At 57.5% G+C, this 25,712-nt stretch carries 17 protein-coding genes; 6 read left to right on the top strand and 11 right to left on the bottom strand.

Annotated features, from left to right (window positions below; all coding sequences use genetic code 11):
- Window positions 1–96: 96 nt before the first annotated feature.
- Entirely contained in the window at window positions 97–423 is a 327-nt protein-coding gene (trxA, locus tag M495_RS00615) for a thioredoxin TrxA (protein ID WP_020824748.1), read from the bottom strand.
- Between the two features lie 117 nt (window positions 424–540).
- Here trxA and rhlB point away from each other — a divergent pair, with 117 nt between their 5' ends.
- Window positions 541–1,827, top strand: a complete 1,287-nt coding sequence (gene rhlB, locus M495_RS00610) for an ATP-dependent RNA helicase RhlB (RefSeq protein WP_020824747.1) — start codon at window positions 541–543, stop codon at window positions 1,825–1,827.
- 6 nt (window positions 1,828–1,833) lie between these two features.
- Window positions 1,834–3,330, top strand: coding sequence for an exopolyphosphatase (gene ppx / locus M495_RS00605; RefSeq protein WP_020824746.1), 1,497 nt, complete (start codon window positions 1,834–1,836; stop codon window positions 3,328–3,330).
- 180 nt (window positions 3,331–3,510) lie between these two features.
- Here ppx and rep read toward each other — a convergent pair whose 3' ends face one another.
- Window positions 3,511–5,535, bottom strand: a complete 2,025-nt coding sequence (gene rep / locus M495_RS00600) for a DNA helicase Rep (RefSeq protein WP_020824745.1) — start codon at window positions 5,533–5,535, stop codon at window positions 3,511–3,513.
- A gap of 109 nt (window positions 5,536–5,644) precedes the next feature.
- On the opposite strand from rep, the gene ppiC reads away from it, so the two are divergent.
- Window positions 5,645–5,926: a peptidylprolyl isomerase PpiC gene (ppiC, locus tag M495_RS00595; protein ID WP_041415145.1), complete on the top strand. Its 282-nt coding sequence runs from the start codon at window positions 5,645–5,647 to the stop codon at window positions 5,924–5,926.
- Between the two features lie 27 nt (window positions 5,927–5,953).
- Here ppiC and M495_RS00590 read toward each other — a convergent pair whose 3' ends face one another.
- The 9 genes from M495_RS00590 to bcsR all read right to left on the bottom strand — a co-directional run bounded on the left by M495_RS00590 (window position 5,954) and on the right by bcsR (window position 22,031).
- On the bottom strand, window positions 5,954–7,447 hold the full coding sequence (locus M495_RS00590; protein ID WP_020824743.1) for a M16 family metallopeptidase: 1,494 nt from the start codon (window positions 7,445–7,447) through the stop codon (window positions 5,954–5,956).
- A 279-nt stretch (window positions 7,448–7,726) separates the two neighbouring features.
- On the bottom strand, window positions 7,727–9,016 hold the full coding sequence (locus M495_RS00585) for a dicarboxylate/amino acid:cation symporter (RefSeq protein ID WP_020824742.1): 1,290 nt from the start codon (window positions 9,014–9,016) through the stop codon (window positions 7,727–7,729).
- A 296-nt stretch (window positions 9,017–9,312) separates the two neighbouring features.
- Window positions 9,313–11,319, bottom strand: a complete 2,007-nt coding sequence (gene hmsP, locus M495_RS00580) for a biofilm formation regulator HmsP (RefSeq protein WP_041414101.1) — start codon at window positions 11,317–11,319, stop codon at window positions 9,313–9,315.
- A gap of 247 nt (window positions 11,320–11,566) precedes the next feature.
- Window positions 11,567–15,040 carry a cellulose synthase complex outer membrane protein BcsC gene (gene bcsC, locus M495_RS00575; protein WP_041414100.1) on the bottom strand — a complete coding sequence of 1,158 codons (3,474 nt, stop codon included), beginning with the start codon at window positions 15,038–15,040 and terminating at the stop codon, window positions 11,567–11,569.
- Window positions 15,022–16,134, bottom strand: coding sequence for a cellulose synthase complex periplasmic endoglucanase BcsZ (bcsZ, locus tag M495_RS00570; RefSeq protein ID WP_020824739.1), 1,113 nt, complete (start codon window positions 16,132–16,134; stop codon window positions 15,022–15,024). The genes bcsC and bcsZ overlap by 19 nt, the downstream gene beginning before the upstream one ends.
- A gap of 5 nt (window positions 16,135–16,139) precedes the next feature.
- Window positions 16,140–18,443 (bottom strand): cellulose biosynthesis cyclic di-GMP-binding regulatory protein BcsB, encoded by a 2,304-nt coding sequence (bcsB, locus tag M495_RS00565; protein ID WP_020824738.1) that lies wholly within the window; start codon window positions 18,441–18,443, stop codon window positions 16,140–16,142.
- Window positions 18,444–18,498: 55 nt separating this feature from the next.
- Window positions 18,499–21,102, bottom strand: coding sequence for a UDP-forming cellulose synthase catalytic subunit (gene bcsA, locus M495_RS00560; RefSeq protein ID WP_020824737.1), 2,604 nt, complete (start codon window positions 21,100–21,102; stop codon window positions 18,499–18,501).
- Window positions 21,099–21,836 carry a cellulose biosynthesis protein BcsQ gene (gene bcsQ, locus M495_RS00555; RefSeq protein ID WP_041414099.1) on the bottom strand — a complete coding sequence of 246 codons (738 nt, stop codon included), beginning with the start codon at window positions 21,834–21,836 and terminating at the stop codon, window positions 21,099–21,101. The genes bcsA and bcsQ overlap by 4 nt, the downstream gene beginning before the upstream one ends.
- A gap of 3 nt (window positions 21,837–21,839) precedes the next feature.
- Window positions 21,840–22,031, bottom strand: coding sequence for a cellulose biosynthesis protein BcsR (bcsR, locus tag M495_RS00550; protein WP_020824735.1), 192 nt, complete (start codon window positions 22,029–22,031; stop codon window positions 21,840–21,842).
- A gap of 201 nt (window positions 22,032–22,232) precedes the next feature.
- Here bcsR and bcsE point away from each other — a divergent pair, with 201 nt between their 5' ends.
- The 3 genes from bcsE to bcsG are packed head-to-tail and all read left to right on the top strand — an operon-like array spanning window position 22,233 to window position 25,640.
- Window positions 22,233–23,801, top strand: a complete 1,569-nt coding sequence (gene bcsE / locus M495_RS00545; RefSeq protein WP_041414097.1) for a cellulose biosynthesis protein BcsE — start codon at window positions 22,233–22,235, stop codon at window positions 23,799–23,801.
- Entirely contained in the window at window positions 23,788–23,991 is a 204-nt protein-coding gene (bcsF, locus tag M495_RS00540; RefSeq protein WP_020824733.1) for a cellulose biosynthesis protein BcsF, read from the top strand. Before bcsE ends, bcsF begins: the two co-directional genes overlap by 14 nt.
- The gene (bcsG, locus tag M495_RS00535; RefSeq protein WP_020824732.1) at window positions 23,988–25,640 is read left to right on the top strand and encodes a cellulose biosynthesis protein BcsG; all 1,653 of its coding nucleotides are present in this window, start codon (window positions 23,988–23,990) and stop codon (window positions 25,638–25,640) included. Before bcsF ends, bcsG begins: the two co-directional genes overlap by 4 nt.
- Window positions 25,641–25,712 lie beyond the last annotated feature (72 nt).

Raw genomic sequence — 25,712 nt, 5'->3', positions numbered from 1 at the left:
CATCCCCGCTAGACGCCTGTATATCCCCGTAGTCTCTCACTTCGCGGCTTTTTGACCGCAACGTCAGACCCCTTGGGCATAGGGCATCCCGCCCGATTACAGATTCGCGTTAAGGAAATCTTTGAGCTGGCCTTTGGACAGCGCACCAACCTTGGTCGCGGCCACTTCACCGTTCTTGAACAGCAACAGCGTAGGGATACCACGGATACCGTACTTAGGTGCGGTTGCCGGGTTTTGGTCGATATTCAGCTTGGTGATGGTCAGCTTGCCTTCGAACTCCTCGGCAATCTCATCCAGAATCGGAGCAATCATCTTGCACGGTCCACACCATTCAGCCCAGAAATCGACCAGGATTGGCCCTTCAGCTTTCAGCACGTCGTTTTCGAAGCTGCCGTCAGTCAGGTGAATAATTTTATCGCTCATGTTCTACTCCAAAGGATTGTGTCTACCTTGTTGGTGTAGCATTAACCAACCTAAGGTGACTTTATTTCACCGGATACGCTTTCGTAAAGCAATAGTTAGCTGATATTCTACCACACTATGAGCAAAACACACTTGACCGAACAGAAGTTTTCCGACTTCGCCCTGCACCCGTTAGTCCTTGAAGCCCTTGAAAAGAAAGGGTTTCAACATTGCACGCCTATCCAGGCGTTAGCATTGCCGCTCACGCTCTCCGGGCGTGACGTTGCAGGTCAGGCGCAAACCGGTACCGGAAAGACGCTGGCATTTTTAGCGTCTACTTTTCACTATTTGCTTTCTCACCCGGCGAAACAGGATCGCCAGACCAACCAGCCGCGCGCCTTGATCATGGCGCCAACGCGTGAACTGGCGGTACAGATCCACTCCGACGCGGAAGCCCTGTCCCAATCCACCGGCCTAAAACTTGGCCTGGCGTATGGCGGCGACGGCTACGACAAACAGCTGAAAGTGCTGGAAAGCGGCGTGGATATCCTGGTCGGTACTACCGGTCGTTTGATCGATTACGCCAAACAGAACTATATCGATCTGGGCGCAATTCAGGTCGTGGTACTGGATGAAGCCGACCGTATGTACGATCTGGGCTTTATCAAAGACATTCGCTGGTTGTTCCGCCGCATGCCTGCGGTCGATCAACGCCTGAACATGCTGTTCTCTGCCACCCTGTCCTATCGCGTACGCGAACTGGCTTTCGAGCAGATGAACAACGCTGAATATGTCGAAGTGGAACCGGAACAAAAAACCGGCCACCGCATTAAAGAAGAGCTGTTCTACCCTTCTAATGAAGAAAAGATGCGTCTGCTGCAGACGTTGATCGAAGAAGAGTGGCCAGACCGCTGCATCATCTTCGCCAACACCAAGCACCGCTGTGAAGACGTCTGGGGCCACCTGGCCGCCGATGGTCACCGCGTAGGCCTGTTGACCGGCGATGTGGCGCAGAAAAAACGCCTGCGCATTCTCGACGATTTCACCAAGGGCAACCTGGATATTCTGGTCGCCACCGACGTCGCCGCTCGCGGTCTGCACATCCCGTTGGTGACGCACGTATTCAACTACGACTTGCCTGACGACTGCGAAGACTACGTCCACCGTATCGGTCGTACCGGCCGTGCTGGCGAAAGTGGCCATTCCATCAGCCTGGCCTGTGAAGAGTACGCGCTCAACCTGCCGGCGATCGAAACCTATACCGGCCACAGCATTCCGGTGAGCAAGTACAACAGCGATGCGTTACTGACTGACCTGCCTGCGCCGAAACGCCTGGCTCGCCCACGCGGCGGCAACGGTCCACGTCGTAACTCAGCGCCACGTCGTGGCGGTGCGCCGCGCAACAACCGTAAACGTTCAGGCTGATAGACAATGCTCAGTTCCAGCGCACTTTATGCCGCTATCGATCTCGGCTCCAACAGCTTCCACATGTTGGTGGTGCGCGAGGTGGCCGGCAGTATTCAGACCCTGGCGCGCATCAAGCGCAAAGTGCGTCTGGCGGCAGGACTGGATCAGAACAATCTTCTGTCGCATGAGGCCATGCAACGCGGATGGCAATGCCTGAAGCTGTTCGCCGAACGCCTGCAGGACATCCCTCGCGAGCAAATTCGCGTGGTCGCCACGGCCACGCTGCGGCTGGCCTCCAATGCCGATGAATTCCTGCAGACCGCCGAGCAGATTCTCGGATGCCCGATCCAGGTGATCAGCGGCGAGGAAGAAGCGCGCCTGATTTACCACGGTGTAGCCCATACCACCGGCGGTCCGGACCAACGTTTGGTGGTCGATATCGGCGGCGGCAGCACAGAGCTGGTCACGGGGACCGGTGCGCAGGCCGCTCAGTTGTATAGCCTGTCGATGGGCTGTGTCACCTGGCTGGAGCGGTTCTTCACCGATCGTAATCTGGGGCAGGAAAACTTCGAGCGGGCCGAACAGGCTGCGCGTGAAATGGTGCGCCCGATAGCACCGCAGCTGCGTCAGCACGGCTGGCAAATCTGCGTCGGCGCTTCCGGCACCGTCCAGGCGCTGCAGGAAATCATGGTGGCGCAGGGCATGGATGAACGCATCACCCTGTCCAAACTGCGCCAATTGAAACAGCGCGCCATTCAGTGCGGCAAGCTGGAAGAGCTGGAAATTGAAGGGCTAACGCTGGAGCGCGCCTTGGTATTCCCAAGCGGGCTGTCCATTCTGCTGGCGATCTTCCAGGAGTTGGGCATTGAAAGCATGATGTTGGCCGGCGGTGCGCTACGCGAAGGTCTGGTTTACGGCATGCTGCATTTGCCGGTCGAACAGGATATCCGCAGCCGCACCATTCGCAACCTGCAACGGCGTTATCTGTTGGATACCGAGCAGGCCGAGCGCGTCAGCCAACTGGCCGCCAATTTCTCGCAGCAGGTGAGCAATGAATGGCAGTTGGACGCTCGATGTCGCGAGTTATTGCACAGCGCCTGTCTGATCCACGAAATCGGCCTCAGCGTTGATTTCAAGCAGGCGCCGCAACACGCCGCCTACCTGATTCGCCATCTGGATTTACCCGGTTTCACTCCGGCACAGAAAAAACTGTTAGCCACCCTGCTACAAAACCAGAGCAACACCCTCGACTTGCCACTGCTGAGCCAGCAAAACGCCCTGCCGCCACGTACGGCACAACGTTTATGCCGGATTTTACGCCTGGCGATCATCTTTGCCAGCCGTCGCCGCGACGACACGCTGCCTGCGGTGCGTCTGCGCGCCAATCATGATGACGAGCTGACGGTGATCCTGCCGCCTGGTTGGCTGGAGCAGCACCCGCTACGGGCAGAAGCGCTGGAGCAGGAAAGCCATTGGCAAAGTTACGTTCACTGGCCGCTGATACTGGAAGAGCAACGTTAAAATGACAAGGGCGCTAACCGCGCCCTTAGTCTGATGACAAACATCCGAAAAACGTGGTTTTCGGATGTTTGGGGGTAAATCAGAAGACATAATCCTTTGTTTTTATTAGCCCCAAGGTCAGGACGTTTAACTGCAAAGGACTTTGTCAGCCATCTGAGGGCGCTAACCGCGCCCTTTCTTCTAGTTGCCGCCCTTGGCCTTGGCCAACTGAGCACGAATATTGGCCAGATGGCTCTGCCCTTTTTGCATCCTTTCCTGCGGACTGACCACTTTGCGCTCACTTTCCCACGCCAGGTCATCCTGCGGCAGTTCCAACAAGAAACGGCTCGGCTCCGGGCGAACCAACTCGCCATATTGACGACGCTCGCGGCACAGAGTGAAAATCAGCTCCTTTTGGGCGCGAGTGATGCCTACGTAGGCCAGGCGTCGCTCTTCATCAACGTTATCTTCGTCAATGCTGCTCTGATGCGGCAATAACCCTTCCTCCATCCCCACCAGAAACACATAGGGGAACTCCAATCCTTTGGAGGCATGCAGCGTCATCAGTTGCACCTGATCCAGCTCTTCATCGCTTTCACCGCGTTCCATCATGTCGCGCAGGGTAAAGCGCGTCACCACCTGGGTCAGCGTCATCGGCTCATCCAGCTCGCTGCCTTCCAGCATTTCCGTCATCCAGCCGAACAGCGTATTGACGTTTTTCATGCGCATTTCGGCGGCTTTCGGGCTGGGAGAGGTTTCGAACAGCCAGCTCTCGTAATCTACACCGTGGATCAGGTCACGCACCGCAGCCACCGGCTCGCGCTCCGCCAGTTGGGCGATGCCGTCCAGCCAGTGAGTGAAGCGTTGCAAAGACTCAAGCCCGCGTCCGGTCAGGTGCTGGCTCAATCCAAGATCAAAACTGGCACGGAACAGGCTTTTATTGCGTTGGTTTGCCCATTCACCCAGCTTTTGCAACGTCGCCGGGCCAATCTCGCGTTTTGGCGTATTGACGATACGCAGGAAGGCGCTGTCATCATCCTGATTGGTCAGGACGCGCAAGTAGGCCAGCAGATCCTTGATTTCCGGCCGCGAGAAAAACGAGGTGCCGCCGGAGATCTTGTAGGGAATGCGGTTCTGCATCAGCATTTTTTCAAACAGCCGCGACTGATGGTTGCCACGGTAGAGGATCGCATAATCGCCGTAGTTTGTTTTCTTCACGAAATGGTGAGCTATCAGTTCACCCACTACGCGCTCGGCCTCGTGATCCTCATTATTGGCGGTCACCACCTTCAGCTCTTCGCCGTAACCCAGTTCGGAAAACAGCCGTTTTTCAAATACGTGCGGGTTATTGGCGATCAGAATGTTCGCCGCCTTCAGAATACGCTCGCTCGAACGGTAGTTCTGCTCCAGCTTGATCACCTGCAGCGCCGGGAAGTCTTCCTTCAACAGCACCAGGTTCTGCGGGCGCGCACCGCGCCAGGAGTAGATTGACTGATCGTCATCCCCCACTACGGTGAAACGCGCACGGTTACCCACCAACAGTTTTACCAGCTCGTATTGGCTGGTGTTGGTGTCCTGATATTCGTCCACCAACAGGTAGCGGATTCGGTTCTGCCAACGCTCGCGCACCTCTTCATTGCGCTGCAACAGCAGGGTCGGTAACAGAATTAAATCGTCGAAATCCAATACGTTACAGGCACGCATGTGTGCGTGATACAGGTCGTAGCAATGCGCGAACAGCTTGTCGCGTTCAGAGCGCGCCAGCTCCATCGCCTTCCTGGGATCGACCAGATCATTCTTCCAATTGGAGATGGTGGAAATCAGCTGCGCCACCAGCGTCTTGTCATTCTCCAGCCATTTTTCGGTCAGCTCTTTCAGCAGCGCCAACTGGTCCTGATCGTCGAACAGCGAGAAGTTGGATTTCATCTCCAGCGCGGCATATTCCCGCTTGATGATTTCCAACCCCAGGGTGTGGAACGTGGAAATCATCAAACCGCGCGCCTCTTTGCGCCCCATGGTTTGCGCCACACGTTCTTTCATCTCACGCGCGGCCTTATTGGTAAAGGTCACGGCGGCGATGTGTCGCGCCTGATAGCCACAATTATGGATCAGGTGAGCAATCTTGTTGGTGATGACGCGCGTCTTGCCGGAACCTGCACCGGCCAGCACCAGGCAGGGCCCGGTAACGAATTCGACGGCTTGTTGTTGGCTGGGGTTTAATCGCATGGCGCTTTATTGCTCGACTTTATAACGTGGAAGGGGATTGTAGCAGAAAGCGCCGATGAGATTTAACGGGTATAATCAGCGCAATTTCTGTATCGATAAAGGCAATACCATGGCAAAGACGGCGTGCGCCCTGCACATTCTGGTAGATAACGAAAAACTGGCTGAAGAACTGCTGGCCAAGCTTAAACGCGGCGTCAGTTTTGACACGCTGGCGCGCAAATACTCAACTTGCCCGTCAAAGCGCAACGGCGGCTCGCTGGGCGAATTCAACAAGGGCACCATGGTGGCGGCCTTCGATAAAGCGGTGTTCAGCATTCCGCTGCTGAAGCCCTACGGCCCGGTGAAAACCCAGTTTGGCTACCACATCATCAAGGTGCTGTACCGCAACTGAGTGAGGGGGCAAACGCCCCCTCAGCCGTTATTGTGCGCTGGTTTCCGGGGCCGGTGCGGTATCGGCCGGTTTGACCTCCTCCGACACCACGGCCGGAGCCGGAGACATAATGCCGTTATAGGTTTCCTGTAACTGCTTCATGCTCATTTCCGGTTCGCCCTTCGGCTGCATCAACACCAGCGTCGCATCCTGAGAAAGCTGAAGTTTCAGCTCCTGATTCAGCGCTTCCAGCGTCAATCCGCTCAAGAACTCCTGGCGCAGTTTCTGATACTGCTCCGGTGCGATATCTACGACGCCGCTCTGCTGTGAACGCAGGCGTTGGCTCATCAGCACGTCCGTATCGGTGCGGGCATAGGTCGCGAACAACTTGCTCAACTGATCGGTTTTCTGCGCCAGCAGGGCGTTAAACTCATCCTGCGACAGCCCGTTGTTACGCACATTAGCCAATTCGCGAGCGATAAAGCCCAGGCTGTTGTTCAGGTTGTTATTCGGCGTGTCGAGATGAATTGCGCATTGGGCACGCTGGTATTGCACGCGGCAATCAAAGCCCAGATGCAGGTTTTTCTGGTCACTCTTTTCCAGCACCTGCTGGAGATGCCAGAACAGCGCCTCGCGGGCCATATCACCACGCCAGTAGCGGCTCAAATTCTGCGAATCGCGGATCGGGTGCCATGGCGCATCCCACATGATCGACAGCGTATCCTGCTTGACCTGCTCGCTGATCAGGCTGACCGGCTGCGGTGGCAGCGGCGTCAGCGTCGGCATGGTGGCCGGCGTTTCACGCTTGCCTTTCAGCGGCGAGAAGGCCTTGTTGATTTGTTCGCCCAGGCTGCGGCTGTCTACCTTGCCCACCACGTACAGCGTCATGGCGTCCGGGGTATACCACTGCTGGTAGAATTTTTTCAGTTGATCGACATTCACCGGTCGCTTCGGTGGCTGGGCCGGATCGTGCGCCAACAGCGTCGAGCCTTTCAGGCGGTATCGCCACCAGGCATCTTTCGGATTCGGCGGGAAAGTGCCCACCGGATCGACATTGGAGTTTATTACCGCATGCACGGTATGCTCGTCGATCGCCAGTTTGCCGGTGGTGTCGGAAAGCCACGCCAGCGCTTCTTTCAGCAAGTCTGGGCGGTTATTCGGCAAGCTGAGATTATACATGGTGAAATCGTAAGAACTGATGGCCGGCGGCAAAGGCCGCTCAGGATCCACGCTCTGCTGCCACAGCGAACGCAACTGCGGTGGCGTAAAGCTTTCGCTGCGCGCTAAAGACAGGCGCGGCAGCAGATGGGCAAAGCCGATCTGCTGTGAGGACTCGACCAGCGAGCCGGTATTAACCATTAACCGCAGCTCTACACGGTCGCTCGGCCGCTGCGGTGTATCCAGTATCTGCCATGAAAACCCGTTGGCCAGTGCCCCCTGCTGCCAGGCAGGATCGGGTTGCAGTGCTTCGGCCTGCACGCTGCTGTTGGCTGCAGCCAACAGCAGCCCACCTACGATGAGATGAATTCTGGTGCCCTGCATGTGAACCCCTACTTAATGACTATCCAATTTCTTTATGCAAATGCGGATATTCCATTCGCCGGAATATTAGGCCATAACGCACAGCCTATAAAAACGCCCTGAGTTTCACGGTGGGGCGGAAAGCAGAAAGTGTACCATCGAGTTAGACCGCGCGCCTTTGCGGATGTCACTCATTAGGGTGAAAAATAATGGATAAGCGGTTTTTAAATGCAAGAAATCATTACGCGGGGGGATAAAACGTCACCGGCTGCGGCTGCAACCGGTGATTTGAGGATTAAATCAGGCTGAAGGCAGCGTTTTGTCGGCACCTGCCCCCGGCTTGTTGGACAGGGTGTCTTGCAGCTGTTTTTCGTCCAGCTGTTTACACCATTTAGCCACCACCACCGTAGCCACACCGTTACCGACCAGGTTGGTCAGGGCGCGGGCTTCAGACATGAAGCGGTCAATGCCCAGAATCAGCGCCAGGCCGGCCAGCGGCAGGTGGCCTACGGCAGAAATGGTCGCCGCCAGCACGATAAAGCCGCTGCCGGTCACGCCCGCAGCCCCTTTCGAAGACAGCAACAGCACCACCAGCAGCGTCACCTGATGCACGATATCCATATGGGTGTTGGTCGCCTGCGCGATAAACACCGCCGCCATGGTCAGGTAAATCGATGTGCCGTCCAGGTTAAAAGAGTAGCCGGTAGGAATAACCAGGCCCACCACCGATTTCTTACAACCCAGCTTCTCCATTTTGTCGAGCATGCGCGGCAGCACCGACTCGGAAGAAGAGGTCCCGAGCACGATCAGCAGCTCTTCTTTTATATAGCGAACGAATTTGAAAATGCTGAAGCCGTTGGCACGGGCAATGGAGCCCAGCACCACCACCACGAACAGAACGCAGGTGATATAGAAGCAGGCAATCAACTGGCCAAGCTGCAGCAGCGTGCCCACGCCATATTTACCGATGGTGAATGCCATCGCCCCGAAGGCCCCCAGCGGCGCCAGACGCATAATCATATTGATAATGCCGAAAATCACGCGGGAGAAACTGTCGATCACGTTGAAGATTAACTGGCCTTTCTCACCCAGGCGGTGCAGGGCGAAGCCGAACAGCACGGCAAACAGCAACACCTGCAAGATGTTACCGCTGGCGAAGGCGCCAATGACGCTACCCGGAATGATATCCAGCAAGAATGGAATGATGCCCTGCTGCTGAGCCTGCTCGGCGTAGACCGCCACCGCTTTGGCATCCAGCGTACCCGGATCGATGTTCATCCCGGCACCCGGCTGTACCAGGTTGACAATCAGCAAACCGATCAGCAGCGCAATGGTACTGACGATTTCAAAATAAAGCAGTGCGATCGCACCGGTACGGCCAACGGCCTTCATGCTTTCCATGCCCGCGATGCCGGTCACCACGGTACAGAAGATCACCGGAGCGATGATCATTTTAATCAGCTTAACGAATCCGTCGCCCAGAGGTTTCATCTGTGCGCCAATGTCAGGATAGAAATGGCCAAGCAGGACACCCAGCGTAATCGCCGTCAGCACCTGAAAATAGAGGCTTTTAAAGATAGTGAGTTTCATATGGACATCCTTTGGGGGAAGACACGCACCAGGCGGTGTTATGGTTATCTCGCCTGTTCATCGCTTGCGCGGAAAATAACACCCGCCTAACAACATGGAAATAATTTGTTGCACCAATAGATACATGTTGATACGAATTTAAGAGCTGAAACGCGCCAGCCCGAATGCAAGGCTGTAAAGGATGTAACCCTTTCTTTGCACTAACGCAAAAGGGGTAGATAAAGCGGGGGTATTTCAAGCCAGAAGGCCAGCGGGCAACGTGGATGCCGCCCGCCGCAAAAGGCTCAAGAGGGAAATCAGGCTGGCGGCGGGCAGAACTCGGCTTCAAATTCGCTGCGCGGCAACGGGCGGGCAAACAAAAACCCCTGACCGCTATGAATACCGTGCTGCAGCAGCCAGTCGCGTTGTTCGGCATTCTCGACGCCTTCGGCCATCACCGGCAGCGCCAGCACCTCGGAAATCGAACTGACGATGCGCACCATCGCGTCGTCCATCGGCAGTCCCTGAATAAAGCTCTTGTCGATTTTAATCAAATCTATCGGCAGGCATTTCAATCGATTGAGGTAATTGAGGCTGGAATAGCCCATGCCGAAATCGTCCAACGCGATGGAAAGCCCCAGATCGTGCAGTTCCCGCAGCAGCGCCAGCGCGCGATCGAGGTCGTCAATGCGCACCGTTTCGGTAATTTCCAGCAGCAGCTTGCGCGGGTCAATTCGATGCTGGGCCAGCAGGTTTTTCAGATGCGGGACAAAATTCTCATGCTGCATCTGGATTGGCGACACGTTTACCGCCAGCGGCAGGGTGATCCCCCGAGTCTGCCAATCCGCCAGGATGCGGCAAGCCTCTTCCAGTACCCAGTTCCCCAGCGGCACAATCACCCCGAGCTCTTCAGCCAATGGAATGACGTCTGCCGGCAAGGTAAAGCTGCCGTCGTACTGCTGCCAACGAAGTAATGCTTCCGCGCCGATCACCGCGTTGGACTGCATATCTATCTGCGGCTGCAGGAACAGGGTGAAACGACGCTGCTCAATGGCATGCAAGATCTCACTTTCCTGCGTCAGACGCTTTTGGGTGCGTTCCGTCAGGCTCGGTTCGAAGAACAACACCTGATTTTTGCCTTCGCGATGCGCCGACATCATCGCCGAGGTGGCGCTACGCAACAGCTGCTCCGCGCTCTCCCCTGCGTTCAGGTAATGGGCAATACCGATACTGGCGCTGGGCCGCAGCGGCATTTCCTGCAGGCTCAGCGGCGCATTGATCTGCGCCATGATGCGACGGGCCAACTGCATGGCGTGGAACGGCCGTTCAACGCCTTTAGCCAGAATGGCGAATTCGGTATTGCTTAACTGCGCCAGCACGCCGTTTTCATCAATGCATTCACGTAATTTCTTCGCCAGCGTCAACAACAGCGCTTCACGCATCGTCGGATTAAGTACGCCAGAGGCCTCGTGCAACGTTTCAATGCCGATTACCAGCAGATTGAAACGCTCGGGCCGCAGGCTGGAAGCAATGTGCTGTTCCAACAGCGCGGTGAACAGCGCCTGATTTGGCAACTCAGTGACCGGATGGCGAGTGCTCATGCGGCTCAGTTCGGCATAGGCTTTGGCCAGCCGCTGCTGATTGCGGTTGTAGTTGCGCACCAGCAAGCCCAGCTCATCGTCCTGGTGCAGCGCCGGCAACATCAGTTGATGATAAGGCGCCTCTTCCTGGGAAATGTTTTCCAGCTCTTTGGCCATCGCGCGTAGCGGATGCACCATCAGCCGGTTCATACACCAGCTAATGGCGACCGACAAAATCAAGGCCAGCAGCAAATAGGTCGACAACATGGTCGACAGCATGCTGAGAATAAATTGATACATGCGGAACGAATCGGCCTGCAACACCAGATAAGCCAATGGCTGCGGGTTGGCCGGCACGCGTTCCAGCGAATAGAGAGGAACGGAAATCTGGATCGGCAACTCGAACAGGCGGGCGATCATTGTCGGTACCGGACGTTCCGGCGGGAAGTTGGCGTGCAGTGCCTGAAATTCGTTCGGCAGCACGATATCCGCGCGCGTCAGGATGCCCACCGGCAACAGCGTATTCAGCACCTTCTTCGTTTCCGGCACGTCCATGCGCAGCACGGCTTCCGCCAGCGGCTGGCGTACCGAATGAGCGATATTTTCCAGTTGCTGGGCATAGTCATCCCTGCGCTGCTGCACAAAATGGAATAACTGGATCACGATAAAGATACAGATCGTCACCAGCGCCACACCGGACACCGTTGCCATCTGTTTAATCGTTAATGAGCGCCTGACCCGCAAACCTGCTCTCCGCTAATTCGGGCTGAAATAAAAAAGGGATGAATAATACCCATCCCTTGAACCGGTCTGAGTATACTCGATTGTTGACTGTTTTTATCTCTTCATGCCCAGGGCAAAACCAAGAAAAACGAGGGTTTCAGTCTTTTCCTAATGAAAGGCTGCGCGCCACAGCCAATTGTGGGACACAGCCTGTACACAGGGTAGCAAAACTCCTCTGTGCCGACACTCCGAATCTCCCTCAGCGGGGTTACTTGAAGTCGGCGTACGGCGTCAGCGGTTGCGGCGGTAAATCCAGGTCACCCTGCCAACCGGCCAGCGAATAGCGCAGATAAATCAAAGCGTGGCTCGGGGTATAGTCTTTTGCCTGCTGGATGTCGATGCCGGCACCGAGTGTCCAGTGCGAACTGAGACGCCGTTCGACAATCGCCCGCAGGGTATAGCCGACGCCGGAAGAAGAGCTGCCATCCTCGACGGCAAACTTGTCCGGCAGCGAATCCGGGATCAGCCCCTGCAGCGGGTAACGCCGCTGGCTGTTGGTTTTCGAATGGGACAACGACACCGAACCGCCCAGCTCCCAGGACCAATTATCAGTACGTTGGCGATAGTTTACCGGTATCGCCAGCGACATATATTGCTGCGGGCTGTAATAGCCCCCCTGACCGAGAGAATAACCGCTCAAATCCTTCTGGTAGTGCCACAGCATGGTGTTCAGCCCGACGGTGACACGGCGATTATCTTCGTTGATCAACTTATAGTAATAGCCGGCCATAAAGCGCTCACGCTGATTGTCTTCAACGTTTTTGCCGGTTAACTGATGTGCGCTGAGGTCGGCCCAGACACCGTGCGCTTCGCCGCGGTCGTAACTGGCGCTAAGGCTGACCCCAGTCGCGCGCACGCCGCCCCAGGTGGTACCGGTATTTGGGTCCTTGGTGCCGCCGAACGCCAGCAATGAGCTGGAAATGGGACGTCGCGAGGCCGCCAACGTCCAACCAATGTGGTTCCAGTCATTGCTGTAGGCCAGTCCACCGACCCAGTCAACCACCTCAAAGCCCATTGGTGTGGTGCCGATATCCCCCGCCCAGCGATCGTTTTTCCACCCCACGGCCACGCTGGTGCCGGTGGTTTTCTGACGCTCATCGCCGCTGCACCCCTGAGTATTGCAGGTACCGAAGGTTTCGTAATATTTGCCGCTGCCGTCGGTGGAGAAGCTGCCGGCATCCAACTGTACGGTATCGGAACGGAAAAACGCCCGCCCGTCATACCACGGCATATCGACCTGTAACATGGTGTCATGCGCTTTGTAATCGGAGATGCCACCCGTGCCGCTGGAGCTCCAATAATCATGGTCGAGGGTGACATTCACGTCTTGCTGGCGATACAGATCCGCCGCGTCCGAACGAATGCCCCGTTTAAGCCAGTCATCTGTCGGATTGTTGCGCGTCAGGTAGGTGTAACTGTCGTTATCCTGCGGCACACTCGGGGCAATACCGCTGGCGACCATCGCCTGTTTATAATCCTGCTGGGCCAGCACCGGCTGCTGTTGATCACGTTCGAGCCGTGCCGCGTCGCGGTAAATCAGCGCCTTCGCCTGGCTGGGTGGCGCTAGCTGCGCCGTCGTTTTCAGCCGGGTAAAAATCTCGGTCGCTTTTTGCGGCTCGCCAACGGCATACCAGGCGTTAGCCACCCGCCGCCCGCTGTTGTCTGATTCGCTCGGGTCCGGCGCGGCGGTTTGCAGCCGCTGACGTGCTTCACTCAGCTTGCCCTGCGCTACATAGGCTTCTATTTCACCCAACCTGGCATCCGGGTTGTTCGGCTCACGCGTCCGTACGCGCTGATAGTCAGCCAGTGCGGCGTCATATTCACCGCGCGCCAGCGCCCAGTCGGCCAACTGGAGATCAATGCGGGTATCCGCCGGCTGGCGGCGCAGATAAGCCACCGCCCCCGGCTCATCGCCCGCAGTACGTAACCGATCGGCATGTTCCAGCGTCGCCTGCATCTTCAAGCGCTGCGCCAGTTCGCGCATATTGTCGTTCCACTGCGCGGCGGGCAGGGTATTCAGCTGTGCCAACGCCTGAGTATCACGATCGCTGCCGGAGAGATACAGCGCATAGGCGTATGCCAACTGCGGATTCGCACGCTGTTTTTGCGCCAGTCGACTGAACAGAGCATCTGCCTGTTCCGGCTGCCCAGCCTGACGCAGCGTCTGCGCATAGTGGTAAGTCAGCCAGACGTCATCAGGATCCATCTGCTGAGCACGACGGTATTTCTCCGCCGCCTGATGCCACTGCTTTTGCTGTACGAGCTGGTCGGCCTGCTGCTTGAGCATATCGAGCTGCAAACCTTCCAGCGTGCCACGCAGCTTGTTTTGCTGGCCGCGTGGCAGGCTGTTGAGATAGGCCAGCGCCTTTTCCGGCGACTGCCGCTGATAAATATTCACCAGACCGCGTACCGCGCTGCCGCTGCCGGGATCCAACCGCAGCGCCTGCTGGTAGAAACGTTCGGCGGCAGCATCATCTTTACGCGCCACCGCAACGTCGCCCAAGCCAATTACCGCGCTGCTGTCACCGTTGTCTATCTGTCGCGCCTGTTGGTATTTTTGCTGTGCCAGCGCCAAGTTACCGGCTTTCAGCGCCTTGTCACCTTCATCCACCGCCAGCCAGTAACTGTTGCTCTTGATCAGGCTCTGCCATTTACTGCTGCCGTAGCCGCTTTTATCGGCCTGCAGGGCCTGACGAAACAGGCTCAGCGCCTGTGGACGATTACCGACGCGGGAATAGGCTTGCCCAAGCGCGCCCAGCACGTCGGCGTCATTGGGTGAAGCCGCCAACGCTTTTTTCAACTCTGGAATGGCGGCACGACTGCCGCCCTTGTCCACCTGCGCCAGCCCGCGCACCCGCGCCTGGTAGGCAGGATCCGACAGCAGCGCCTGCTGCCGGGCCAGTTCTTGTCGGGCGCTGACCGCCTGATCGCCGGTTTCAAAAACGCCAAGAAAACGGTTAAGGGCAGCAACGCTCTGCGGACTGACCGGCATCGCTTTGACTTTCTCCAGCCACAGATCGGCGGCATCTCCGCGTCCGGCAGGATCGGCAGCTACTTTCTGCAAAAGATCATAGGCCTGGGCGTCGCGATCCTGGCTAAATAGCATCCGCGCCAGCGACATGCGCAGCGGCACGTTGCCGGAATATTGCTGATCCAGCGTCTGCAACTGTTTCAGCGCCGCGGCTTCCTGTCCCGGCAACCGCGCGACCAACCGCCAGTATTCCACCGCCAACTCCAACGTCGGCGGATCGCCGTGGAACAGCTCGTCATACTGCGCTTTCGCCTCCGGCAAACGCCCGGCGGTCGCCATCAGCCGCGCCTGCTGCAGCTTTTGGCGGGTTTCCGGCTGGGTAAGCAGCATGTTCATTTCCGCCTGCCGATAGCTAGTTGACTGCGGCGCAATCTGTTTCAGCTTATCCAACTGCTGCTGTGCCAATGCCAAATTGCCCTGTCGCAATGCCAAACGCATACGCGCGGAAATCACCTCCGGGTTATTCGGATCCATCAGTTCAAGCCGGTAGAGCGACTGGCGAACCAACTCATCTTTGTTGCCAGCCTCTCCAACCCGCACCTGCTCCAGCAGCCATTGTTCCGGCGCAACGGTTTCTGCTCCTTGCGCCTGTGGCAGCATCGCCAGGCTTAAAGGCACCAGGCCCAGCCAGTTTATTCGGAAGTTACGCATTGGCCGCCCCAGGAGGGTTGAAGTTCACCCTGCCGATTAAAACGATAACGTTGTTGATCCCATCCCTGACCAAACAGCGCCAACGAGGCGCTGAAATAGGCCCGATCGCCAGGCGGGTTTTGTTTGATACGTTGGCGCTGCACCTGCAAGGCCTCTGACTCGTGCGCCAACATCGGCAACATCGACGCCGAGAAACCCACCGGACCATCGCCGTGGGTTTTACCGCTGGCAGTGTCGGTTTTCTCCGGCGGCACGCCTTGCTGAGCCGTTAGCTGCGCCATAGGTTGCAGTTGCTTGAGCAACGCCGCCTTATGTTCATCGTCGTCCGCCAGCATGCCGGCCCACAAATAAACCCTGATGGCGTCATAACTGCCGATATTCGGTTTGACGGTATCCGGCTGCCAGCCTTTGCCGACCTGCCACACCACCCAGTCCGGCGAAAAGCCGTGCGGCGCAGTTTCCAACCACAACCGCTGGTTGGTTTGCTGCATCTTCCGCCATGGGCCATTCAGCACGGCAAAACGTGCCAGCAGTTGCGGGGGTAAATAGCTCGGATTGAGGCGCCAGCGATCTTCCGCCACGAAGCCGACTTTGCCCGGTAACAGCATCAACCCCAGCCCCGGGATATCCGCCACTTCTTCACGAGCGATACGTTGCAACAACAGGGTGCCAAGGGTTTGATAACGGCGGCTTTTCCACAACCGACCGGCTTCCAGCAAATTGTAGGCAATCCACAGGTCGGCATCGGATGCCGAATTGCTGTCCAGCACCGTCCACTGTTTTTGTTCGTTTTCGCCCCACAACCAGGCGGGCAAATGCGCACTGAGGTCGCCCGCGGCCAGATTGTTTTCCGTCCATGTCAGCAATTGATCGAAAGCAGGCCGATCGTTCGCCACCAGCGCGAAGAACAGTCCGTAACTCTGGCCTTCCGAGGTGGTGATTCGGTTAGGACTGCTCGGATCGATCACTCGCCCCTGCTCACTGATATAAAACTGTTTGTACTGTTGCCAGGCCGGCCATTCACAGGCTGCCGCCGCGCTGAATGCGCACAGCAGCAGCATGCCGATGGTCAGACGCTTCAACCTCGCAGGCATGGCAATCAGTCCCGGTCTTCAGGTGACAGGCGACGGCGGCTGAAGGCCTTCAGGCCACGCCATAACATCAGCGCCAGCACCACCACGACCACCACGGCGATCACCGCCAGCCACACCGGATGGGTCGACAGCGCGTGCCAGATACGCTCCCACCATGGCAGATGGCCAACATAATAAACGTCGCCCACTCGCAGACTGTTCACGCCTGATTCACGGATCACCGCAACCGAGCCAAACACCGCGGCACGCTTGCCGCTGTCCAGCTGCGCCGTGTTCAACAGGTCGTAACCCCGCGCGCTGTCCGCCAGCAATGCCACAATGCTGCGCTGAGCGTTAAACGGCGACTGCACGCCGATAATTGCGGCCATCGCCCCTTCAGAACTGATGGTGGTTTTGCTGTCCGGCTTGGTGTCTTCTGCCAGCACGTCCATGGTCGGCAGCGGCAACTGCCGGGTCGGTTGTTTGACCCAGCTCTGGGTGGCATCCACCAGCAGGCTGATCTTTTTATCGTCCTTCAGCTCCGGGGGAATAGTGCCGATCATCAAAATATCGGCATCCCGATCCTTGGCCTGCGACCAGTCGTCACTCAGCGTCATCGCCAACGCCGGGTAACCGGTTTGCGCGCCAATGATGCCCATCGCGTTCAGCAAAGCGCTGACCTGCGCCGGTTGCGGCTGCTTGTTTACCAGCACCAGCGTTTGCGACAAATCGGCCAGGCGGCTGAAAGGGAAACCGGCATTGGCAAAGGCCCGCAGGTCCGGCATCGCCATAAAGTGACGGTAACCGGAGAAATCAATGGTCGATGCGCCGTCGATCACCGCATGGTTAGCGGTGAAGGAATAGGTTTCGCAACGCCCTTCCGCGCCGCTGGCCAACAGCGTGGTGTAGTCAAAGTCGAAACGCAGTTGGTTGGTCGCCCCCAGACGCAGCGCCGGAATATTGACGTTCTTGTCCGAGTCGATCAGCCCCTGGGTTAGTGGCAAGCGCAGCAACTGGGCTCCCTGCTCATGCTCCGGCACCAGCGAGTAAGCCTGCACGAACTGGTTGTTCAGGCTGACGCTCAGCCGCGAACCGTCCTGAATGCGCGGGGCGGTATAGCGGTATTTCAAGTGCATATCGATGCCGGTACTGCGGATCAGGAACAGGTCCGGCGGCAAATTCATGGTCAACGAAATGGGGCCCGGCTCGATACCGCTGGTTTGCAATTGCTCAGCGTACTGCTGCAGCTCGGCGAAGGTCATCGGCCGATCGGTGCGCACCCAGTTAGGCGCATCATAGGGCTGACGCGGAGCCAGCTGTTCGACCTTGTCCACCGTGACGTTTTGGCCACGGAACAGAATATTGCCCTGCGCGATACCTTTCACCGCGGTGATCAAATCGTTGTCATCGCGCCCCTGCACCAGCAGCAGTTTGATGTACGGGTTATCCGGATGGCTAATCATCTCCACCGTCGGCCCGTTGACCGCCGGATAATCCCGCAGGAAATCCGGACGCTGCTTGTTGGTGGCGAAGACGATGGCGTGCTGTTCCGGCAGCTTGTTGTACAGCGTCGGGAACGACTGACCGCGCCACTGTGCTTTGCTGCCGAACCACGAAGCCAAAATGCCTGCCGCGCGCTGCTGAGTGATATCCGGCTGGCCGGCAAACACCATCGGCAAGATCAGTGGGCGGTTGTCGCGGCTGTCGAAAAACGGCTCCGGGAAATGCGACAGTTCGTTCTTCACCGGCAAGGTCTGGAAGCGCAGGTTCAACGAGCTGGATTTACTGACTTCCAACCACAAGGTCGTGCTGGCCGGGTTTTCGCAAATGTTTTGGTAATGGCCAACGAACACCAGCCGTACGCGGTTAAAATCGGTGATATAGCGAGGATCTATCGCCATTTGGATGCGATTTGGTTTACCGAGCTGCTCTTTGGCAAGGGTCGTCACCCCCATCAGCTCATCATTAAGGTACACCTTGACGTGCGATTCCACCGGGATCAGCGACGGTGACGGCGTAAACTCCAGATCAAGCATCGCCTGCGACACCACCTCATCGCTGCGCACGCCGAATTCAACCTGGCCATCCGGCCGGGTACCACGCAGGGTAAAGGTCCCCGGCGGCGGAGCAATAGTGGCGAACGGCAACTGCACATCACGAACCGGCGCATTCGGATCCACCGGCGCGGCCGATCCCATAGGGGTGGTGACCGACGCATCGGCGGGTATCGTCACCGGCGGCTGTCCGGTCGGCGCGGTGGCGGTTTCAGCCTGAGACAGGGTGCTGATGCCTAAGGCCAGGGCGGTAAACCAGGTTATTTTTCTCGTCATCGTATCATCATCAATGTTATAGCCTGGGGGCCAGGCGAGTGAGCGGGCGGTTTGCCTATACCACTGTCTCTTTTTGGCTGAAGGCCGGGGCTCTGCCAACGCCGTGTGGGATAAATGACACTCCCCACGCAATCAGCGTCGTGAACCCGACCAGCAGGCGGCGCACCATCGGCGGTGCATAATCCGCCATACGTACGTAACCCCGGAAGCCCAGCGCCAGAACGTCGCGCAGGCTTTCGATCGGTTTATCTTCAGGGAACCCGTCCTGCCACAACGCCCAGGTATCGGCGCGGGCAAAGGTGCACTGAATAAAATCAATGTGTTCGCGGGTGGTCATGGAAACCATACGGATCCCCACCTTGCTGCCGAAGGCTCGGGTCACCACACACGGAAAGCTGTATTCCTGCTGCCCGCGTTTGAGCAGCAGCGACACCTTGTCGCCATCTTTCAGCGCATCCGCTACGCGCATCTCAATGCCCACCCCTCCATCGGAATAATCGCGCAGCGTACAAGGGAACAGATGGCCGTCGGCACGAGCGATTGCGGCCGGCATCGCGATCTCTACCCGGTGCGCCTGACGCACCTGTTTGGCCTCTACCGCTACCGCCACCGCCCCACCGAGAATGGTCATGTTGTACAGCACCCACACCAGGCTGATGATCACCGTCATGACTTCATCGGCCGGGCCGTAACCCAGCCGCCAAACGCCGAAGAACAGCCCGGCCAGATTCAGGATCACCAGGAACATATAGGGCCGGGTGATCACCCAGTCGACGTGCTCTTCTTCCACCAGCCCGCCTTTGGCGGTGACGTTGAATTTGCCCTTGTGCGGATTGAACAGCGCCACCGTCGTTGGCCGGGCGATATACCAGGCCAATACCGTTTCGTAGATCTCACTCCAGAAAGAGTGCCGGTATTTCCCCTGAATACGCGAGTTGGTCAGACTGGCGTGGATCATATGCGGCAACACATACAGCGCGATCGCCAGCGCCGGGGCGAAAATGATGTAGGCATGCAGCAACAAGAAAGCCAAGGGCGCGGTCAGGAAGATCAGCCGCGGAATACCGGACAAGAAGTGCAGCATGGCGTTGGCATAACATAACCGCTGCGCCAACTTCAGCCCCTTGCCTAACAGCGGGTTATCCAGCCGGAAGATTTGCACCATGCCGCGTGCCCAGCGAATACGCTGGCCAATGTGCGCCGACAGGCTCTCGGTCGCCAGCCCGGCGGCCTGGGGGATACGGATATACGCCGAGGTGTGTCCACGGCGATGCAAACGCAAGGAGGTATGGGCATCTTCGGTGACGGTTTCCACCGCGATACCGCCGATTTCATCCAGCGCACTGCGACGCAGAATGGCGCAGGAGCCGCAGAAGAAGGTCGCGTCCCACATATCGTTGCCGTCCTGCACCAGGCCATAGAACAGCGTTCCTTCGTTCGGCGTCTGACGAAAACGCCCCAGGTTGCGCTCAAAAGGATCCGGCGAGAAGAAGTGATGCGGGGTCTGCAGCATCGCCAGCTTTTTGTCTTTGAAGAACCAACCCATGGTCAGTTGCAGGAACGAGCGCGTGGGTACGTGGTCACAGTCAAAAATCGCGACAAACTCGCCGGTGGCCTGTTTCAGCGCGTTGTTGATGTTACCGGCCTTGGCATGCTCATGAGTCGGCCGGGCGATATACTTAACCCCCACCTCTTCGGCGAACGCTTTGAATTCTGGCCGGTTACCGTCATCGAGGATGTAAATACTGACCTTCTCTTTCGGCCAGTCGATGCCCAGCGCGGCGTAGATGGTCGGCTTCACCACCCCCAGATCTTCGTTGTAGGTCGGCACCAGCAAATCGATCGTCGGCCAGGTTGCGCTGTCAGCAGGCATCGGCACCGGCTGGCGATTCAGCGGCCAGACGGTCTGGAAATACCCCAACACCAGCACCACCCAGGCATAGGTTTCCGCTATCAGCAGCAGCAGGCCGCAGGTCAGGCTGAGCGGATCGTCCCAGTTCAAGGTGGCGGTATAGCGCCACCACAGGTAGCGGCAGGAAACGGTCAGCGACAGCACGATCAGCATCAGTCCCGGCAGACGGCCCGGTACCCGGCGCACCACCATGGCAATGGCCCACAGCAGTACCACAAACACAAACTGCGCCGGCAGATCGAACGGTTGAGAAATACAGAGTATGGCGAGGATTGCCGCCAATACGCCGACAATGATAAACAGCAGACGGCGCATGCGCTGGCTCATCCGGCCAAGGCGCTCAACCGAACGCTGCTCCAGCCCGGCATTTTCCAGCCGCTGTGGCAGGGTTTGCAGCCACTGGGCGTAGCGCAATTGCAACCGCCGCCAGCCGGCGAAACGATGATGGGTTACAGGTGCACGATCGGTGCGGAACACCAGCAGCCATAACCCTTGTACCAGATAGCGCAGCGCGTCCGCCGGCCGCGGACGGCTGGAGGATAGATGGGGGAACCAATAGCTACGCGCAGCCCGCAACCGTTGCCAGCCGGGGGATTCGAAACGCAGGAAAATCCAGCCCAGTGCCACCAGCAGCGTGGTGAAAAAGGCGGTAAACGCCGACGAACCATGCCGTCGGTAGGTACGGTAACGCGTCTGCACCGCCTGATGGACCGGCGGCACCAGCAGCAGGTTCATCACCCGGCTCATGGCGCCGTCCCCTTCAGGTTAATCAGACACCAGTTAGCCAGCGTCAGCACTTCATCCGCAGCCAGGCTTTCCGGCCGGTATTCCCCCAAAGGCTGTTTCACCGCCAGGGCTTCGGCCATCGCCTCATCGCGGTGGATAACCACCGGCAACAATCCGCCCAGCGTTTGCAGCCACAGCTGGTGTAAATCCTGCTGGAGTCGGCTGGCGGCGAAATAGTGATTAATAAGGAAACGGCAGCCTTGCGGCAACACTTGCTGATGCAGCCGCACCTGGCAGTTTGCGTCCGGAGCAATCAGGGTAAAGACGCAATCTGCCACCGCCAGCGCCTGCTGAGCCAGTGCTTCATCATCCGCCGGCAGATCCAACAGGATCCAGTTGTACTGCGCCGCAGCGTTTAGCTGCGCCACATTGTCCTGCCAGCGGGCGGGCTGCTGCCGACAAGATTGCTGTACATTCAACCGTTCCGCCAGGGTGAGCTGGCCAAAGGGGAGAAAGTCGAGGTTTTCACAATAGCGCATCGCGCCCTGTTGCCAATCGCCGCCGTCCTGCTCGGCCCGCGCCCAACCCCGTGCCAGCTCGAATGGCGTATTAAAATGCAGACGCAGCAGGTTATCCGGCGCAAAATCAATCGCCAATACCGACTCGCCCAGTTGCTGTAATGCCCACGCGAGCGCCGCGGTGACCGACGTCGCCCCCATCCCGCCTCGCAACCCCTGCAGAGCAATCACTGGCATAAACTAACGGCTCCCCGTGGTCTGCGCTAATTCGGCCAGCAGCGGCCAGTTGGCCATCATTTGCGTTAACCGCTCCTGACGTGCGATATCGACATAGCTTAATTTTGGCAGCGAAAATGCCCGACTAAGCGCCAGCAAATCGTCCTGAGTTTCCGATGGCACCACTGCGTGAAAGCGCGTTAATTGATCATTCATTCTGCCGCCTCAAAAAAATAGGCTAATGTTAATTACTATAGCAACGCTAAAAAAAAGACATGGCCAATAAGATGATTCTCAACAAATATTAGTACATGGCTGGTTTTAATTTTTTTATTATTGTTCCCAATGACAGGATGGCCGAATAGCTATACTCAGTTGGCCGCGACGACACTTTCAACGAAAGTAGAAAAATATCCTATGGCGCAATCTTTCTCATTAGGTGTTCGGCAGATTTGGGAAGAACTGTCTGTCATGCAAGCCCCGGGGCTGTATTGGGTGAATGTCGACCGTCAAACCGATGCCAACCTGCTCTGCCAGCAAACCTTGGCTGCCCAGGCTGCAACCAGCCAGGTCGCGTTGATATGCAGCGGAGAAAAACCTGACGGGTTGCTGGCGGCACTTGTCTCCCCCGCATTGAAAAAAATCCCGCTGTACCAGCTTCCCGAGAAAAAAGCGGCGCTGATGCACTTTAGCGACGACCTGATGCGCGCCCTAAAACCGCAAAATCGCCTATTGATTCTGTTGGCCCATGCCAGCTTATGGCAGACCTTCACCCGCGAAGAGTTGGGTGACTGGACCCGCGCCACCGGCGCCTGGCTGCGCCGACAAGGCTGCACGCTGCTGATCCTCAGCCACGGCGGCGGCGTGAATAAACTCAAAGGGCAACTCAGCACTCAACACCGCATCCTTAACGGGCTGGCCAGCCTGCAGTGGCAGCAGGACAGTGCACAGTATCTGGTTAACTGGTGGAGCACCGAAAACGGCATCAACGCCAACCAATTACTGACGCTGTATGCCGGTGAACACGGCTGGCAGGGTGACGACGACAGCAATAAACCTTCTCCGACCTCCATCCGCAGCGATGAAGGGCGCTACCTGGCCCAGCAGAGCATTCTTGAAGGCGCGCCGCCGCTATCGGCCAACTGGCAACTGCTGCAAACCAATGCGCAACTGGCGCAGCACGGCATGTTGACGCTTTCGGCTACGTTGATCTTCGCCCTGTACCAAAGTGATGAAATTGATGCGCTGGCACATCAAATCCACAGCCTGCGCCGTCAGCGCGGCAACGGACTGAAAATCGTGGTACGCGAGATGAGCGCCAGCCTGCGTTACAGTGACGAACGCTTGCTGTTGGCCTGCGGCGCCAATCTGATTGTGCCGCACGTGGCACCGTTATCGCGCTTTTTGACCATGCTTGAGGGTATTCAGGGGCAACGCTTCTCGCGCCACGTTCCGGCAGATATTGATGCCCTGCTGGCCGGGCTGCGCCCGCTGCAGCTGAAAGGTTATATGCGGCCGGACGATTTTAGTCAGGCGGTGATTTCGCTGATGGGCAACACGCTGCTGCCGGAAGACGGTAAAGGTGTGATGGTAGCGCTGCGCCCGGTGCCCGGGTTGCGCGCCGAACAGGCGATGACCCTTTGCTTTCTACGGCGCTTCGGCGACGTAATGACCGTGGTGCAAGGCCGTCTGGTCCTGTTTCTCTCCACCTGCCGGATTAACGATTTGGATACCGCTCTGAAGTTTATTTTTCGTCTGCCGGTAGATGAAGCCTTCAGTAACCGGGTGGTGTGGCACCAGGACGTAGATATTATTTCTGAAATTAAACGGCTGGCGCACAACGCCAATATTTCGTTGCCTGCAGCGACCGTACAGGCCACACCGCGCCAGGCCGCCGCCGAGGCAGACCGCCCGCAGGAGCGCCGTCAACCGGTGGCTTTCACGCTGACTACCGGTGCGCAGGAGAATAAGCATGTTGAATCTTAACGACATTGTGCAACTGATTATTCTGTGCGCCATTATTTTCATCCCGCTGGGTTACGCCTTTCACCGGCGTTTCCCGCACTGGCGTCAGTACTGGCAAAACCTGTTGTTATCACCGCGCTATTTAAAATCCATCGGATTATGGGTGCGCGAAGGTTCTTCATCTCAGATTAAGCGTAAGAAACAGCCATGAAGCCAACAAACAACCCGCAATCCGACAACTCCCTGTGGCGCTACTGGCGTGGGCTGGGTGGCTGGAACTACTACTTCCTGGCCAAATTTGCCCTGCTGTGGTTCGGTTACCTGAACTTCCACGCCTTGCCCAACCTGGTGTTCATGGCATTTCTGTTGATGCCGATACCGGCGATGCGTCTGCACCGCTGGCGTCATTACGTGGCGATCCCGATTGGGATTGCGTTGTTCTATCACGACACCTGGTTGCCCGGCATCAACAGCATCATGAGCCAGGGTTCGCAATTGACCGGCTTTAGCGCCCAGTACCTGCTGGAGCTGATAAATCGCTTTATCAATTGGCAGATGATCGGCGCGGCCTTCGTGATGCTGATTGCCTACCTGTTCCTGGCTCAATGGGTACGGGTTACCGTATTCACCGTTGCCGCACTGGTGTGGTTGAACCTGGTCAACATTGCCGGGCCGGCCGTCTCCCTGTTACCGGCCAGTACCAACGCTTCTACCAGTAGCACCCCGGCAACGACGCCGCCGGCTGCCGGGGGCGACAGCGCACCGGCGGACAGTGCGCCACCAACCAGCGCCAACCTGACGGCCTATCTGAATCAGTTCTACGACAAGGAAAAAACCCGCGCAACCGCCTTCCCGGCCAGCCTGCCTGCCGATGCTCAGCCGTTTGACCTGCTGGTGATCAACATCTGTTCGTTGGCCTGGGCCGACATGGACGCGGTAAAACTGGAAAACCATCCGCTGTGGTCGAAGATGGACATTATGTTCGACAACTTCAATTCGGCCACCGCCTACAGCGGCCCGGCGGCAATCAGGTTGTTACGCGCCAGCTGTGGTCAGCCTTCGCATCACGATTTGTATCAGCCGGTCAATCAGCAATGCTATCTGTTTGATAATCTTGCCAAGCTGGGCTTCAAAGAGCAGCTGATGCTGGATCACTCCGGCGTGTTCGGCAACTTCCTGAAAGAGCTGCGCGAACAGGGTGATATGCAGGCACCGCTGATGTCTCAGGCCGGGATCGGCAATGAGCTGGCCTCGTTCGATGGCGAACCGATATACAACGATTTGGAACTGCTCACCCGCTGGCTGGATCAGCAGCAGAAAGCCGGTGATGCCCGCAGCGCCACCTTCTTCAATATCATTCCACTGCATGACGGTAACCGTTTCGTCGGTTCGAACAAGAGCGCGGACTATCAACCCCGGGCGCAGAAATTGTTCGACCAGTTGAACACCTTCCTGGAACAATTGGAGAAGTCTGGCCGCAAGGTGATGGTGGTGATCGTGCCGGAACACGGCGCGGCACTGGTGGGAGACAAAATGCAGATGTCCGGTCTGCGCGATATTCCCAGCCCCAACATTACCCATACGCCGGTAGGTATCAAACTGGTTGGTATGAAAGCGCCGCATCAGGGCAGCCCGCTGCAGGTCAAAACGCCAAGCAGCTACCTGGCGCTTTCCGAGCTGGTTTCTCGTTTGGTAGACGGCAAGGCCTTCACCGCGCCGAGCGTAGACTGGCAGGCGCTGACGCAGAACCTGCCGCAGACGGCGGTCATTTCCGAGAATGACAACGCCATCGTGATGCAATACCAGGGCAAGCCTTACATCCGGCTAAACGGCGGCGATTGGGTACCTTATCCCCAGTAATTGCATTACCTGATGACTCAGGGGCACGCCTTCGGGCGTGCTTAGTCTGATGACAAACACCCGAAAAAACGT

Source organism: Serratia liquefaciens ATCC 27592 (assembly GCF_000422085.1).
Lineage (GTDB): Bacteria > Pseudomonadota > Gammaproteobacteria > Enterobacterales > Enterobacteriaceae > Serratia > Serratia liquefaciens.
The sequence above is the reverse complement of the archived record's forward strand: the minus strand, read 5'-3'. Positions and strand labels throughout refer to the sequence as shown.